The sequence below is a fragment of the Bosea beijingensis genome (assembly GCF_030758975.1).
In the GTDB taxonomy this organism is placed as follows: Bacteria; Pseudomonadota; Alphaproteobacteria; order Rhizobiales; family Beijerinckiaceae; genus Allobosea; species Allobosea beijingensis.
This window is the reverse complement of sequence record NZ_CP132359.1, coordinates 3,021,548-3,036,072: the sequence shown is the minus strand read 5'-3', so window position 1 is coordinate 3,036,072 and position 14,525 is coordinate 3,021,548. Positions and strand designations below refer to the sequence as shown.

Genomic DNA, 14,525 nt, shown 5'->3' with positions numbered 1-14,525 from the left:
CCTGATATCCTGTCGAGCTCCCTGAGCGGCGATCGGCACAACAGAGCCATATCCAGCGCGGAAATCTCATCGCCTCATCCAAAATCCCGCATTGCCGAAGCGGCGGGGATCGGCTATCCAGCCTGCACGGTTAGCGCCCGTAGCTCAGCTGGATAGAGCGTTGCCCTCCGAAGGCAAAGGTCACACGTTCGAATCGTGTCGGGCGCGCCAAATCTAAACCGTTGAGATTGCTAATTTAGTAGATCTCAGGCCCTCCCCGAGTATCAGTGATTTCTCTTGCTTGGTCCCAATCTGGCACCACTGAGGGAAATCATGGCCACGATCCGCAAACATCGAGGCAAGTTCCAAGTCCGCATCCGCCGCAAGGATGTTCCTCCGCTTACCCAGCCTGTCGTCGTGATCGAAGGCCGGAAACTCTACCGTCCGGCGGTCCAGAAACTGGTCTCGGATCATCGCACTATCTGATCGCCGCCGGTTTCGCTTTGGTCTCGGCCAACACCGCCGGATACGTGCCGGCCCGGCTCAACCCGGTCGACATCATCCGGGGCGCCACATCAGCCCGCTGATCGAAACCAGGGGGGCTTTTCCGCATGTCCCCTGCGGCCGTGCCAGCGCCATAAGCGATCGTCGGCACGGAGCTTCGCAGGGCGTCCTGATCACTGGGCGTTGAGCTTGGTGACATCCCGGATCGCCGTCAGGCCGGACAGGGCCTCGGGCGACTTGTTGACCTTGTACAGCGTCTCGAAGATATGCGAGGCGTCCCCGTATCGGCCGAGATTGTAATAGGACCACCCGCGCATCAGCATCAGGTCGGTCGTCTCGGGCGCCAGGCGGCGGCGCTGCGACAAGGTGATGAGCGCGCCGTTGAAATCCTTGGCGTCATACTGGGCATAGAATTGTTCGGCGAGGAGCAGCGTGGACAGCTCCTTGCGGCGCGCCGGCGGCAGGTTGGCGGCGCTGGCAGCTACGGTCGCTTCGGTCGTCAGTCCCTGCTGCATCTTGGCATAAGCCAGACCTGCAGCGGCATCGGAGGAGACCTGCGCATTGCCGTCGCGCCGCGCGGCTTCGAAAGCCTGGGCTGCCGCGACCGGCCGCTTGAGATTGAGGAGGCACCAGCCCCGCTGCAAGGCGGCGGCGCCTGAGCCACCGCCTCCGCAATTGCCACCAGTTGCACGGGGAGCGTCCGACCGTCTCGCGGGCTCCGGAGCCGAGGCAGCATCACGTGCGATCGGCTCGTCGCGGCCGGCCCTGACGATGGGTGTTGGTCGGCGATCGGCCGATTCCGCCGCTGGCGTCTGACGTGTTTTGCGCTGCTGCTCGGCTGTGGGAGCCGCCCGCGCGCGCCGGGGATTGAGGACCTCCGCGATCCTCTGCGAACGGCTGCCCCATTCTGCAACGAGGGTGCGCAAGCCCACCCGATCGCGCAGGCGTTCGCGGACCAGGGCCAGCCCGTAAGCCGCCGGCTCATTGCCACGATCCCAGGAGAGCGCCGTTTCGAACCAGGTTCCCGCCGGGCCGATCTGTCCGGCATTATAGGCATACCAGCCGAGCGCCCCGGCGCCGGCTGCGTATTTATCCTGCCCCACGGCTTTCACGATGCGCTCGATCACGGCGCGGTCCAGGCGCGGTGGCGGCTCCTGGGTGAGCAGCGCGGTGATGGCGTCGAGATAGGCCTTGCGATTGGCCGGGCCGGCTTCGAGCCACTGCGCGCCGAGCGTTTCGGCCTCCTGGTATTTCCTGGTCTCGCCCAAGGCGAGCACAGCTCCCTCGGCCGCCTTGGCGCCGCCATTGCGCGCGAGCGCCGTCTGGAACCAGGCAGCGGCCTTGGCCGGCTCGTCATGGTGGAGCGTGTAGAAGCCGAGCAGGATGGCGTCGTCGGGCGTCGAGGCCGCATTGGCCAGAGCCTCGATGCGCTGGATTTCGGCAGGCGTCGCCTTCTGCGTCTGATCGTCGGCGGCCTTGCCGATATGGCGCCTCGCGATCTCGTCGCGGATGCTCGCGAACTCGTTCTGTTGTTCCTGCGACAGCAAGACTTCGACGAGGTTTTCCGGCAGGGTGGCGAGCGCCTTCTGCATCGTGCCGGTACGCTCGGCCGGATTGGCGCAATTGGTCAGGACATAGGCATAGGCATCGCGCGCACGCTCGGGCTTGCCGGTCTGGATGAAGGCCTCGGCGACGCGCCAGAGCGCATCGACGCTGGCGCAGGTCAGCATGGCCGGCGTCTCGGTACCCAGCCGGATGACCTGCTCCCATTGCCGTGCGTTCGAGGCGTTGACGAGGCGCTGCCGCGCTTCGGTGGTGTCGAGCTGGGCGGCTAGATCGGCCGGCGCGCGCCAGTTCGGATCGGCGCTGCCGCGCTGGGCGATCGCGGCACGGACCTCGCCGTATTTGCCCTCGGCGAAGAGCCGCCACATCCGCTCCAGCTCGGGGTCGCCGGCCTGGCCCTGCGAGGTGAGGTCGGTCGGAGGCTTCCATTCCGGATAGAGCGCCCTGAGCCGGGCGAGCTCCGCCTCGTAGCGGCGGGTATCGCCCTGTGCCGCGAAATAACGCAAGGCGGCTTCATCGACTTTCGGCGGCGTTGGCTGGGTCGTTGCCGGGCGGTTCGGTGCGCCGCTCTGCCCCGGCTCGACCGGCGCCGGGGCGACCTCGGCCAGAGCTTGCGGCGGCCGTTGCGGCCCCTGCGCCAAGGCAGGCTGGATCATCGCCGGCGCGGGTTCGCGCGAGACCGTGTCATGGCCGTACCGTCCAAGGGCGTAGAAGGCGAGGCCCGAGACGGCGGCAGCGATGAGGATAGGCTTCACAGGCATTGCGGATACCTCTCGCCCAGCATCGAGAGGGACAGGAGATGCAGCGTCGACGGGTAATAGGCGGTGGGTTGGAAGGCCTTGAGCTCGGCCGGGATCGGCGTGCCGTCGAGCGCGCAGGCCATGGCCGCGGAAAGGATGCGGTAACCCGCGTCCTGCAAGGGCTCGACCGGCTTGCCGCTGGCGACATCGACCACCGCCGTGCCACCGGCCCAAACCTGGCGGAACGGGGCGAGCCGTGCCTTGTCGCCAAGCCCGGCGCGCAGCAGGTAGAGCGGGATGCGGATGGCGTTGTAGCCGAACTGGGGTGGAAAACCTTCCGCAGGCTTCGGCTCGGCCTTGATCGAGAGCCATTCCGGCGCCGGCATCTTCCGCTTGGCTAGATCGTCGAGCAGCTTCAGGCCGCTGGCCTGGACCTGCATCCAGCGCTGGTCCCCGGTCAGCTTCGCCAAGGTCGGGAAGGCTTCAAAGACCCAATAGGACGGATTGATCACCGGCCCGTCGGCCCGGTCCTTTTCCGAGAAGCCGACAGCGCCCGGCATGAGCCAGGTCTGGCCGGTGTGCTGCCGCAACGCGACCTTTGCGAGCGAGGTCGCGATCTGGCGCGCGGCGGCGCTGTGGGCCGGCATGTTCCAGCGCCTGCCTGCGCAAGCGAGGGCATCTGCGATCAGCAGGTCCCCGTCGCTGGCATTGTTAATGTCGGTGACATGCGGGCTCGCCTTCGGGTCCCAGCGCCAGGCCGCGAGCCCGTCGTCGCGGATCAGAAGCTCGGTACGGGTGAAGGCGAAGATGCTGGCGAAGGTGGCGCGATCGTCGGCGAGGCAGGCCAGCAGCAGGCCGTAGCCCTGGCTTTCGCTATGGCTGATGCCGCCGTTGAGATCGTCGACGACCCGCCCTTCCGCCGTGACGAATTTCTGCCGATAGAGCGCCCAGGCATCAGCCGGCACGGCCGCGCGCACGTCCGGCGCCAGGCCGAGGAAGGTCGCGACCATCGCTGCCAGCGTCCATCTCATGATCGCCGACCCAACCGCCCGAGCATCAGGGAGGTTCCAATGCCGAGCCCGATGCAGGCGATCAGCAGCGCCAGCGCGTAGATGCCGATATTGCTGGACATCCAGTTGGCGAAGACGAGCCGCATATTCGCGAGGTTGAAGGGCCGCGTCATGACGAAGGAGGTGCTGTCGGCTGAGATGACATGCGCCTCCTGGGCGCCGCGGAAGGCCGTGATCTTGCCGGCCATGCCCGCCCAGTTTCCAGGCGAGACGATGCGGCTGACGGCGCTCTGCAAGGTCTCGTCGCGGCGCGCGATGAAGGCGGTCCAGACCTGTCGCGTGTCGGGATCGGCGGCCTGGGCTGCGATCAGCTCCGTCCCCTCCGCCGGTTCGTAGAGAGAGGGCGCGCGCGACGGGGCCCGCAATTGCGCGAAGGAAAGATCGAAGGTGCGCTGGAGCCATTGGTCGAAGCCGATGAAATAGCGTGCCAGCGGGCCGCCGAGCGAGCTGCGCCAGCGATCGCGGATCGCTTCGGTCGTCGGCGCGTCGCCGCCGGAGGCTTCGGGCGTGGCCTCCCGACCCTGCAGGCGGTTGATGACGGCGTCGAAGACGGCCGCGCCCTCGGCATCCGGCGTCACCACCACGGCATCGGCGCGCTGCGGCCAGGTGGCGCGGACATTGTCGGCGATGCCGATCCGCGGCAGCAGGCCGGCCGGCATCTGGCCGGCGGCGCCGACGATCAGTGCCGGCCTGTCGCCCACGGCCGCTGTCCCGGCGAGGAGATCGACGGCAAGCGGGCGGCTGGCATTGCGGGCAATGCGCGCGAGCAGGGTGGCGGCCGCGCTGAGATTGGCATTGTCCTGGCGGCCCATGACCAGCGCGACGCGGGAGGCGACCGAATAGGGGAAGCCGGTGCCGGCGACGGCCCCGAGATTGGGACTGACGCCGATCTTGGCGAAGTTCGGGATCGAGAGGACGGTGGTGTCGAACAGGGCGAAGCGGCTCTTGCCGGCCAGGGTCGCGCCCGGGCCGCAGGCGAGATCGGACTTGGCCAGCGTCACCGCCTCGATCCAGATCTCGTTGATCCCCGGCCGGAAATGCCGCAGCGGGACCGTGATCGGGAACTGCTGGAGCAACCCACCTGTCGTCGCATTCAGCGGCACGGTTGCCGCGACGTTGCCGTTGACGAAGACCTCGATACGGCTGTCGCCCGGCAGGACCTCCTGCGAATAGGCGCCGTCGAGATAGAGCGTCGCCTCGCCATAGGCATTGGCGTAGAAATCGCCGGGCATCGCGACGATGGCGCGCACCCGCATGCGCCGCCCGGTCGATTCCTGGGTGGGAATGCCGAGCTCGGAGAAGCGGATCGCCTGCTTGTCCGAGATGAAGGGCGCGTCCGGCACGTGCCAGCTCGCGGTCTCCATGGTCTTGCGGTTGATGTTGGCCGGCCGGGCAACGGGCGCGGTCAGGAACTTGGCGATGAGGGCTTCGAGATCGGGCCAGCCTTCGCCGGTGACGAGCAGGAGATCGGTGCTTTTCTGGGGATTCGGGACGAAGCCGACGAAGCTGCGGCCGCCCGCATCGGCCGTCAGTGCCCCGAGCAGCGCGCGCATCTCCTCACTCGTGCCGAGCGCGACGGTCAGCGTGCCCGGCCGGGTGCGGGCGGGCAGTTGCTCGGTCACGCTGACCGCGACCTGCCCGTAGCGCCCGCGCAATGCCAGCGCCTGGGCGACGGCGAGGATGCTGTTCGCGGCGCTCGCGCGCCCGGCGCCGGGCGCGACGATGGCGATCGTCGTCAGCCCGCCTTCATCGGCGCCGATGGCCGGCAGATCGTCGAGGCTTCGCAGGGCGAAGGGCCGGGCGCTCGCATTCCTGAAAGCCAGGCGCGTGCCGGCACCGTCGATGCGCGTCCAGAGCTCATAGGTCGAGCCGACCGTGCAATCGATGCGATGGCGCTGCATAGCCTCGAAGCTGATCGTATTCTGCCCGGTCCGGAGCAGGCCCTTGCGCAAGGCGATGGAGCTGCGCTTCAGGCGGTCGGAGGAGGCGATCGGCATCTCGCTGACGCGCTCGCCATTGATGCGCACCGTCAATCGCGAGGCTTCCGGCATCACCACGAGGGCGTTCTGGAAAGCCACGTCGAGATTCAGATCGGCCGCCGCCTCGTCCTGCGTCAGGTAGAATGCCCAACTGCGGACATCGCTCTCGCCTTCCAGCGTGACGCGCGCCGCCGGCAACAGCGGCTTGAACAGCAGGGCCGAGGCTGGCGTCGGGCTGGTCTCAGGCACCGGAACCGAAGCCGGCGTCGCGGGAGGCACAGGGCTTGCGGGGGTCGGCGCAGGCGGCGCAATCATGAAGGGCGCCGGGCCGGGCTGGACGGGCGGAGGCTCCTGCGCCGGAATCGGCGAGCCGACAAACAGCGCGCAGGATGCGATCGCGGCGAGACGGGCCGGGAAGCGAAGGCGCTTCATTCCGCTGCTCCCGGCCGGGTGGTCGAGCGGGACAGGCGGTAGAGACCGAAGAGATAGGACAGCCCCCGGCTCGTCTGGAAAATGGCGAGGCGCAGGAAGCGCAGCGTCCCATAGATCACACCGGGATTGTGGCGCCGTGCCTTCTGAAACCGGCTCCAGTTCTCGGCATCGGAAAAGGCGAGATCGGCGATGATGCGGCTATGCACCGGCTCCGTCGGCTCGTAGCTGCAGCCCAGCAGCAATCCCTTTTCGTCGGGCACGAGCCGGCGGACGCGCACAGGCAGGGCGCCCCGGGGCATGTCGATCGTGGTCTCGACGGTGATCTCCCCGATCGAACCGACCGGCAGCCTGTCGAATTCCTTCGCCATCACGCGGACGGCGATGCCATCGACGGAGACGTTTTCGGTGACGATCCGGGCCTTGCGCCCGTCGATTGCGATCTCGCCGCGGCGCTTCACGGCGAAGCGCCGCGCGCCGCGCCCTTCCGGCCGCTCCGAGACCACGCCGAGCGCGCAGCCGGCCATCAGCAGGTTGAGGATGTTCCAGAGCCCCACGACAAAAGTGATGTCGGCGTTGTAGGGCTCCGTGATGATGCGCCAATAGGTGGCGACGAGGCCGAGCGTGAGCACGGCGAAGATGATGAAGAACGGCCGGCCGAGTTCGGAGACGCGCCTTGTCTCGAGGGATTCGTTCTTGGCCGTGACCTTGAAGGTCGGCTTGGTCGGGTTGATGAGCACCGAGACCACGGCCGGCAGCAGGTAGACCGACTGGATGAACTCGTAGAGCTCCGAGATCCACGGCCAGCGATAGCGGCCATAGAGGTAGTTCTGCATCATCAGGTTCACGACCATGTAGCTCAGCACATAGGCGATGAACTCCGCGCCGGAGGCGGTGAAGATCTCCAGGCCGAAGAACAGGTAGAACAGGGGCGCGACCAGGAAGGTCAGGCGCGCGAAGGGGAAGAGCCAGAACAGCGCCGACGAGGAGTAACAGAGCCGCTGCGGCAGCGAGAGGCCGCGCTTGAACATCGGGCGGTGGAACATGAGGATCTGCATCATGCCCTGTGCCCAGCGCGAGCGCTGGCCGATGAAGCTGGTGAAGGTCGCCGGCTGAAGCCCCGCGATCAACGGCTTGTCGACATAGACGCTGTGCCAGCCGGTGGCGTGCAGCGTGATCGCGGTCTCCGCATCCTCGGTGATGCTGCGTCCGGAGAAGCCGTTGGTGGTTTCAAGCGCCGCGCGCCGGAGTACGGCGGCCGAGCCGCAGAAGAACGAGGCGTCCCATTTGTCGAGGCCGCGCTGGATGATGCCGTAGAACATCTCGTTCTCGGACGGCATCGAGCGGAAGGTCTGGAGATTGCGCTCCAGCGGGTCCGGATTGATGAAGAAATGCGGGGTCTGGACCAGGAAGAGTTTTGGGTCCTGCCCGAAATAACCGATCGTCTCGGTCAGGAAGCTGCGGGCCGGGGCATGGTCGGCGTCGAAGACGACGATCAGTTCACCCTGCGAGTTGGCGATGCCGTTGTTGAGATTGCCGGCCTTGGCGCTGAGATTGCGCTCGCGTGTGAGATAGGTGACGCCGAGCCCTTCGCAGAGCTTCGTCAGCGTCGCGCGGCGCTCGCGGGCGGCGCTGGCCGCGGCGAAGTCGTCGGCGTTGCATTTCTCGTCGGTGCCGCCGTCGTCGAGCAGGAAGATGTTCAGGCGCCCTGCCGGGTAGTCCATCGCCAGCGCCGCCGCGAGCGTCGTCGCGAGCATCTCGGGCTCTTCGTTGTAGGTCGGCACGAAGACGTCGACCGTCGGTGCGTTAGCGAGATCGATTGGCGGCGTCTTGCGCTTCGGCAGCGGCATCGCCACGACGAAGAGGCTGAGGCCCAGCATGCCGATATTGTAGAGTTCGGCGAGGTAGACGATCAGCCCCGGGATGAAATCCTCGAGCTGGTTGACTGGCGGCAAGGTGCTGGTCGTGCGCCAGTAGACGTAGCGCAGCACCATCGCGGTGCCCAAGCCGAGCGCGATCAGGCGCCAGACGCCGTAGGGCCGCAGGAACTTCAGCACCATCATCGCGCCCACCACGATGGCTCCGGCGATCAGATGCGCCTGCAGGCTGATCGGCAAGGCGACCAGCGCGATAACGACCATCGCAGTGACGGCCCAGAAGATGACGTAGCTCGCTGTTCGCATCGGGCTCTCGGCAATCCGGGTTGGTTCAGGGCGCGGGCGGCGGCGGGACGGTGGGGTATCCTTCAAGCGGCTTGGTCGGGATCGGATCGGAGGCCTGCGGCTCCGCGGGCACCGCGCTGCGCCGGCGCTCCGGCCGCGGACGGACGGCTTGCGGGCGCTGTGGGGCCTCGCCAAAGGAAGACTGGGGCGCCTGTGGATAGATCGGGGCGCCGGCCTGGCCGAGTTCAGGCGCCGGCGCGGGCGCATCGCCGATCGGATTCCAGCCGGGGCGCTTCAGCTTGACGTTGAACGCGTAGTCATAGGCCAGGCGCAGAAGCGAGGCCTCGGTCATGGCGGGGTCGCAGACGCGCAGGCGCACCGAGATCATGCCCGATTTCGGGCGAAAGAGACTGTCCTTGCCCGCCAGTCTTTGCCAGGCGTAGAGGCAGGCCTCGCCGCCGGTGCCGCGACCGACGGCATAGCCGAATGGACCGTAACCGTTCTGGACAAACACGGCGGAGGGCGCCATCGCGACACCGGGAAGACGCTCCTCCATCTCCTTGCCGATGGCGAAGTCGTCGATGCCGGGATCCTTCAGCAGGTTGCCCTCGACGCCGGCAGCCTCGGGAACATCCGCGGCCGTGAAGAAAGCGACATGGATCGCGTTCTCTCCCGGCGTCCGGCCACGGGTTGCCAGGGAGACTGTCTGCGAGACGGCGTTCTCATAGGTTCTCTGGATGACACCGGTCACAGGCAGGCTGCCGGAAGGAGGCAACGCCAGGGCGCGGCCCACGTCGACGGTGATCGCGCGCGAGGCCGACACGAGTTCATCGCTCGACAACCGCTGCTCGCCGCAGCCCGCGAAGACGAGAGGCAGCCCGCATGCCGCGAGCACCCCCGCGAGAGGCCGGAACAAGCCACGGAGCCTGTTGGAAGACATCCGATCGATGAAGCTCAAGGCCCTCATAGGCACGCGTGCCGATGTCGGTACAGCATCGTCATGTCTTCACCATCGGTTAACGCCGGTTAACGAGCGGTTACTCTCGCCGACGGAGCGCGCTGAGGCACCCGCGCATACTTGCAACCTCCAGTACAAGTGATTCGCGAGGTTATTCCAACCTGCGGTTGGATAAATGTTGTCATCATCAGGAAACGAGCGATCTCGACCACCATCGAGGGCAAGCAAGGACTTGCCGCCACGACCGGTCGGTGCGGCCCTGATCATGCCTCGCCGGCAGAAAGGTCCGAATGGTGCGACTTTCAGGGTGTCCGTGCCATTGGCCGGCAGGAGCGGCGATGGCTGAGACCCCGCCGCGCGCTCCGCCGCCCGTCAACCCTTGCTGTCGCGATCCTCGATCTGGGAGACGTGATTGAGCGCGATGACCCACTTGTTGTCGCGCTTGCGCATCAGGCGCGTGTTGACGCCGGTCTGGTTGCCGGCGGCGCGCACCAGCCTGTAATCGCTGATCAGTTGGGCGGCATCCGGCGCCAGCATCTCGACGCGGATATTCGTGAAGGCGAGCTGCCCTTGCGAACCGGGCGCGCCGCCATAATCGGCGATGTAATGGTCGAGCGTCGCCTGCCAGTCCTTCTGGATGCGCCCGCGCGAGACGAAGACGACATCGGGATTGGCGAAGCCCGCCATGTAGCCATGGAAGTCGCCGCGGTTCCAGGCCGCCTGCATGGTGGCGATCATTGTGCGGATGGCATCCACGTCGGCCGCATCGGACATGTCGTATTTCCTTTCAGGAGGTGGTTGCAGCGACGGTTTCGTCTTCCTGCCGCTGCCGCCGGCTCAGGACTTCCTGCGCTGCCGAGACGAGATGGCGGCGCAGCGCGCTTTCGGCGGCCTTGGCGTCCTGATCCAGAATCGCATCGACGATCCGCTGGTGCTCGCGGCAGGACTGCTTGATCCGCCCCTTGTCCTTGAGCTGGAACTTGCGGAACGGCGCCAGTTTCAATCGGAGGGTCTGGGCGACGGCGATCAGGTCGCTGTTGTGGCTGCCCTGGAAAAGCAGGTTGTGGAACCGCGTGTTGAGGTCGTTGTAGGTGTCGTTGTCGCCCTCTTCGGCGAGCACGTTCATCCGGCGGTGCAGACTTTCGAGTTCGCCGCGTTCGCTCATCGTCATCCGATGCGAGGCCAGCCGGCCGCATGTCGCTTCAAGCTCGGCCATCGCCTCGAACATCTCGTCGATGCGCTCCGCCGAGATCTGCGTCACGACCACGCCCTTGAAGGGTTCGCGCTCAGCCCATCCTCGCCCGCACAGGATATGCAATGCCTCGCGGACAGGTGTGCGCGAGACGCCGAACTGCAGGGCGATCGATGCTTCGTCGAGCCGTGCGCCGGCAGGAAACGCGCCGTTGATGACAGCCTCTTCGAGCTGTTCAGCGATGAAATCGCTGCGACTTTTCCGGGTGGCGGCGGATATCTCCGACATCGATCGCTCCTCTGCTCACACGTCGACCAATCCAGAGACCACCATCGCGATCGCGTCTGAAGATTACACAATCCTATTGCATTGTGGACAAATAATATACAAAAAGGTGCCGCCGCATCTGTGATGCGGCACGCCTTCCCGAGGCCTGCCTACACTCTCGCGCGACATCCAGCCTTTCCGGCACCCTTCTCAGGTGGCTGCAAACGGCTGGAATTGAGGAACTGCCATGACATTCACGACGCGACCGGAACTCAGGGGCACATTCGGGGCGGTGTCCTCGACCCACTGGCTGGCTTCGACCGTCGGCATGTCCATCCTGGAAAAGGGGCACACGGCTTTCGACGCGGCGGTCGCCACCGGCTTCGTCCTCCAGATCGTCGAGCCGCATCTCAACGGCCCTGCCGGCGAAGTGCCGATCATCGTCACGCCGGCCGGCGCCGAGACGCCGATCGTGATCTCCGGCCAGGGCCCCTCGCCGTCCGGGGCGACCGTCGCCTATTTCAAGGGCCTCGGCCTCGACATCATTCCGGGCACCGGCCTGCTCGCCGCCTGCATCCCCGGCGCCTTCGGCGCCTGGCTGACCCTGCTGCGCGACTACGGCACGGCCGAACTCGAGGACGTGCTCGCACCGGCGATCTACTACGCCCGTACCGGCCATCCGCTGGTGCCGCGCATCGCCCGGACGATCGGCGAAATGCGCGAGCTTTTCGAAACCCACTGGCCGAGCTCGGCTGAGCTGTACTTGCCCGGCGGCGTCGCGCCCCAGTCCGGCAAGCTGTTCCGCAATCCGCAGATCGCGGCGCTCTACCAGCAGATTCTGGATCACGCGAAATCCGGCAAGAACCGGGAGGCACGCATCAATGCGGCTCTCGACTTCTGGTATCGCGGGCCGGTCGCCGAGCGGATCGAGAAGTTCTGCGCGACGGAGGAGGTCTGGGACGTCTCGGGCCGCCATCACAAGGGCCTGATCACCGCCCAGGACATGGCCGATTACCAGCCGGTGGTCGAGAAGCCGGTCTCCGTGACCTATGGCGACTACGAGGTCTTCAAATGCGGGCCGTGGTCGCAAGGCCCCGTGCTGCTGCAGATGTTGCAGATCCTCAAGGGCACCGATATCGCCGATCTCGACCCGATGAGCGCCGATTTCGTCCATCTCGTCGTCGAGGCGACCAAGCTCGCGATGGCCGATCGCGATTCCTGGTATGGCGACAATTCCGACGTGCCGATCAAGGCGCTGCTCTCCTCCGGCTATGCCGACATCCGGCGCGCGCTGATCACGGGAGCGGCGTCGATGGAGGTGCTGCCCGGCACACCCGATGGCCGCAATCCAAACCTGCCGCCGCTGCGCAAGGTCGGCACCATCGCGCAGCCTGGCCTCGGCGGCGGCGAGCCGACCGTCCGCGAGGCCAAGCTGCCGAACGACAGGCAGGGCGAGCCGGCATTGACCCGCGAAGGCGCGCAGCGCGGCGACACCGTGCAGGTGAGCGCCGTCGATCGCTGGGGCAACATGGTCTCGGCGACGCCGTCGGGCGGCTGGTTCCAGTCGAGCCCCGTCATTCCCGGCCTCGGCTTCAGCCTGACCACGCGCGCGCAGATGTTCTGGCTAGAAGAGGGGCTGAACTCGACCCTGGCGCCGTCGAAGCGGCCGCGCACGACCCTGACGCCATCCACCGTCTATCGCGACGGCAAGCCCTACATGGCCTTCGGCACGCCCGGCGGCGACCAGCAGGACCAGTGGCAGCTCATCATGCTGCTGCGCCATCTGCACAAGGGCATGAATCTGCAGGAAGCGATCGATGCTCCATCCTTCCACACCGACCATCTCGCCTCATCCTTCTGGCCGCGCGAGATCAGCTACGGCGCCGTGACGCTCGAATCCCGCTTCCCGGAGGCGGTTCGCGAGGACCTGGCGGCGCGGGGGCACAAGATCACGGTCGGCGACGCCTGGTCGGAAGGGCGTCTCTCGGCGGTCGCGCGCGAGATGGACGGGGACGTGCAGCTCATCAAGGCCGGCGCCAATCCACGCGGCGTCCAGGGTTACGCGGTCGCCCGCTGATCGCGCAGTCGGCACATAAGGACAGAAGAGGGGAATACCGATGAAACCAGCATTGCTCGCTCTCGCCGCGGCCCTTGCCCTCGGCAACCTCGCGGTAACGGCGGCTCCCGCCACCGCTCAATCCGTTCTGAAGATCGGCCTGCAGGACGATCCGGATACGCTCGACCCTGTCTCCAACTGGAGCTTCGTCGGCCGCCATGTCCTGCAGTCGCTTTGCGACAAGATCGTCGACATCGACGACACCGGCAAAATCATCCCAATGCTCGCGGAAAGCTGGGAATGGAGTCCGGACAGCACCGTGCTGACGCTGAAGCTGCGCAAGGACGCCGTCTTCCATGACGGCACGCCGGTGGACGCCGCGTCGATCAAGTACAATCTGGAGCGTGCGCTCACCTCCGGCATCTCGCGCCGCAAGGCCGAGATCAGCGCGATCAAGACCGTCGAGGCCGTCGATGCAACGACCGTCAAGATCAACCTCAAGGAGCCGTCGGTTCCGCTGCTCGCCGCGCTCAGCGATCGCGCCGGCATGATCATCAGCCCGGCGGCGGGCGCCAAGCTCGGTGACAAGTTCACCGATGCGCCGGTCTGCTCCGGCCCCTACAAATTCCTGGAGCGCATTGTCCAGGACCGCATCGTCCTCGAGAAGTTCCCGCAATATTATGATGCGGCGAAATATCAATTCGACCGCCTGATCTATCGCGGTATGCCGGATTCCAACGTCCGCCTGCTCAACCTGCGCTCCGGCCAGCTCGACTTGATCGAGCGCCTGGCCGCAACCGACGTCGAAGCGGTCAAGAAGGACAAGGCGCTCGCTGTCGATCCCGTGGTCGGCCTCGGCTATTACGGCATCACCTTCAGTATCGGCGGCGACGGCGCCAATCTCGACGCCGGCAAGAAGGCCGCGATCCGCGAAGCCTTCAGCCTCGCGATCGATCGCCAGGCGATCAGCAATGTCGTCTTCGACGGCCAGGCCAGCACCGGCAACCAGCCGTTCCCGCCGTCCAGCCCGTTCTACGACAAGACCTTCCCGGTCCCGGCCCGTGACCTCGCCGCCGCCAAGAAGAAGATGGCCGAGGCTGGCGTGAAGTCGGTCGATCTCGAACTGCTGGTCCCCACCGATGCCGAGCGCCAGCAGGTCGCCCAGCTCATCCAGGCGATGGTGCAGGAGATCGGCATCAAGGTCTCGATCAAGCCGACCGAATTGATGACGCTGCTCGACATCGCCCGCCAGGGCAAGTTCCAGGCCCATCTCGTCGGCTGGAGCGGCCGTGTCGACCCCGACCTCAACGTCACGCCGATGCTCTCCTGCGGCGCCGCGACGAACGACGCCAAGTATTGCAACGAGCAGCTCGACGCGATCCTGGCGAAGGCCCGCTCGCTCGGCGACGTCGAGGCGCGCAAGGCCGAATACGCCAAGGCGACCGCGATCCTGCTCAAGGACCTGCCGATCGTCTATCTCTACCACTCGCAATGGATCTTCGCGCACAACTCGGCGCTCACCGGCTTCAAGCCGGCGCCGGACGGCATCATCCGCCTGACTAATGTCAGCCGCAAGAAGTAAGCCGGCATCGGGGCCGCGATGAACAGCTCGTCCCCGATCCATCC

At 66.4% G+C, this 14,525-nt stretch carries 10 protein-coding genes and 1 tRNA gene; 4 read left to right on the top strand and 7 right to left on the bottom strand.

The window, feature by feature from the left end:
* The first annotated feature begins 133 nt into the window (after nucleotides 1-133).
* Nucleotides 134-210: transfer RNA gene (locus Q9235_RS14525), tRNA-Arg, on the top strand.
* 102 nt (nucleotides 211-312) lie between these two features.
* A complete protein-coding gene (locus tag Q9235_RS14520; RefSeq protein ID WP_306228479.1) occupies nucleotides 313-465 on the top strand; it encodes a hypothetical protein in 153 nt (50 codons plus the stop codon).
* A gap of 191 nt (nucleotides 466-656) precedes the next feature.
* Here the strand turns inward: Q9235_RS14520 and Q9235_RS14515 are convergent, their stop codons facing one another.
* The 7 genes from Q9235_RS14515 to Q9235_RS14485 all read right to left on the bottom strand — a co-directional run bounded on the left by Q9235_RS14515 (nucleotide 657) and on the right by Q9235_RS14485 (nucleotide 10,864).
* Nucleotides 657-2,807: a hypothetical protein gene (locus tag Q9235_RS14515; protein WP_306222482.1), complete on the bottom strand. Its 2,151-nt coding sequence runs from the start codon at nucleotides 2,805-2,807 to the stop codon at nucleotides 657-659.
* On the bottom strand, nucleotides 2,798-3,817 hold the full coding sequence (locus Q9235_RS14510) for a family 8 glycosyl hydrolase (RefSeq protein ID WP_306222481.1): 1,020 nt from the start codon (nucleotides 3,815-3,817) through the stop codon (nucleotides 2,798-2,800). Before Q9235_RS14510 ends, Q9235_RS14515 begins: the two co-directional genes overlap by 10 nt.
* Nucleotides 3,814-6,267 carry a cellulose biosynthesis cyclic di-GMP-binding regulatory protein BcsB gene (locus Q9235_RS14505; protein WP_306222480.1) on the bottom strand — a complete coding sequence of 818 codons (2,454 nt, stop codon included), beginning with the start codon at nucleotides 6,265-6,267 and terminating at the stop codon, nucleotides 3,814-3,816. The genes Q9235_RS14510 and Q9235_RS14505 overlap by 4 nt, the downstream gene beginning before the upstream one ends.
* On the bottom strand, nucleotides 6,264-8,447 hold the full coding sequence (bcsA, locus tag Q9235_RS14500; protein WP_306222479.1) for a UDP-forming cellulose synthase catalytic subunit: 2,184 nt from the start codon (nucleotides 8,445-8,447) through the stop codon (nucleotides 6,264-6,266). The genes Q9235_RS14505 and bcsA overlap by 4 nt, the downstream gene beginning before the upstream one ends.
* Nucleotides 8,448-8,472: 25 nt before the next feature.
* Nucleotides 8,473-9,342: a cellulose biosynthesis protein BcsN gene (gene bcsN, locus Q9235_RS14495; protein WP_306222478.1), complete on the bottom strand. Its 870-nt coding sequence runs from the start codon at nucleotides 9,340-9,342 to the stop codon at nucleotides 8,473-8,475.
* 414 nt (nucleotides 9,343-9,756) lie between these two features.
* A complete protein-coding gene (locus Q9235_RS14490) occupies nucleotides 9,757-10,158 on the bottom strand; it encodes an SgcJ/EcaC family oxidoreductase (protein ID WP_306222477.1) in 402 nt (133 codons plus the stop codon).
* A gap of 13 nt (nucleotides 10,159-10,171) precedes the next feature.
* Nucleotides 10,172-10,864 carry a GntR family transcriptional regulator gene (locus tag Q9235_RS14485; RefSeq protein ID WP_306222476.1) on the bottom strand — a complete coding sequence of 231 codons (693 nt, stop codon included), beginning with the start codon at nucleotides 10,862-10,864 and terminating at the stop codon, nucleotides 10,172-10,174.
* Between the two features lie 226 nt (nucleotides 10,865-11,090).
* Between Q9235_RS14485 and Q9235_RS14480 the strand changes: the two genes are divergently transcribed.
* Both Q9235_RS14480 and Q9235_RS14475 read left to right on the top strand, forming a co-directional pair.
* The gene (locus Q9235_RS14480; protein WP_306222475.1) at nucleotides 11,091-12,920 is read left to right on the top strand and encodes a gamma-glutamyltransferase family protein; all 1,830 of its coding nucleotides are present in this window, start codon (nucleotides 11,091-11,093) and stop codon (nucleotides 12,918-12,920) included.
* Nucleotides 12,921-12,960: 40 nt separating this feature from the next.
* Nucleotides 12,961-14,481, top strand: coding sequence for an ABC transporter substrate-binding protein (locus Q9235_RS14475; RefSeq protein WP_306222474.1), 1,521 nt, complete (start codon nucleotides 12,961-12,963; stop codon nucleotides 14,479-14,481).
* Nucleotides 14,482-14,525 lie beyond the last annotated feature (44 nt).

Coding starts and splice junctions, on each gene's coding strand:
- Q9235_RS14520 (WP_306228479.1), top strand. CDS start 313: ATGGCCACGATCCGCAAACATCGAGGCAAGTTCCAAGTCCGCATCCGC.
- Q9235_RS14515 (WP_306222482.1), bottom strand. CDS start 2,807: ATGCCTGTGAAGCCTATCCTCATCGCTGCCGCCGTCTCGGGCCTCGCC.
- Q9235_RS14510 (WP_306222481.1), bottom strand. CDS start 3,817: ATGAGATGGACGCTGGCAGCGATGGTCGCGACCTTCCTCGGCCTGGCG.
- Q9235_RS14505 (WP_306222480.1), bottom strand. CDS start 6,267: ATGAAGCGCCTTCGCTTCCCGGCCCGTCTCGCCGCGATCGCATCCTGC.
- bcsA (WP_306222479.1), bottom strand. CDS start 8,447: ATGCGAACAGCGAGCTACGTCATCTTCTGGGCCGTCACTGCGATGGTC.
- Q9235_RS14490 (WP_306222477.1), bottom strand. CDS start 10,158: ATGTCCGATGCGGCCGACGTGGATGCCATCCGCACAATGATCGCCACC.
- Q9235_RS14485 (WP_306222476.1), bottom strand. CDS start 10,864: ATGTCGGAGATATCCGCCGCCACCCGGAAAAGTCGCAGCGATTTCATC.
- Q9235_RS14480 (WP_306222475.1), top strand. CDS start 11,091: ATGACATTCACGACGCGACCGGAACTCAGGGGCACATTCGGGGCGGTG.
- Q9235_RS14475 (WP_306222474.1), top strand. CDS start 12,961: ATGAAACCAGCATTGCTCGCTCTCGCCGCGGCCCTTGCCCTCGGCAAC.